This is a genomic window from Phaeodactylibacter luteus (genome assembly GCF_007993045.1).
Taxonomy (GTDB): domain Bacteria; phylum Bacteroidota; class Bacteroidia; order Chitinophagales; family Saprospiraceae; genus Phaeodactylibacter; species Phaeodactylibacter luteus.
Window position 1 is genome coordinate 1 of the sequence record NZ_VOOR01000261.1, and the last position, 283, is coordinate 283.

Genomic DNA, 283 nt, shown 5'->3' on the forward strand with positions numbered 1-283 from the left:
GCTCACTGTCAATCCAGAGATGAAAAGAAGATGCATTTCCATTTCAACACCTCCTTGACGGCGGTTGGAGTAGCCAAGGCCGCCCACTACCTGGACCAGGATGTAGAACTAAGAAATGGATTTTCTTTAGCTAACGTAAAGACCTCGTATTTCAATGAACTGATACTGGATTTATTTTTATCCAACTTCGAAATCGACCCAGAACTGGAAAAAAATAAATCTGCCTTGCAAAGGCTATTGAATTTCGGCAAGATTGCCGCTTAAAAAATTACCGAACTATTGA

The 283-nt window shown here is 40.6% G+C and carries 1 pseudogene; it reads left to right on the plus strand.

Annotation, left to right across the window (positions count from 1 at the left end):
• Window positions 1–264: pseudogene (locus FRY97_RS22805) on the plus strand (hypothetical protein); the annotation flags it as partial.
• Window positions 265–283 lie beyond the last annotated feature (19 nt).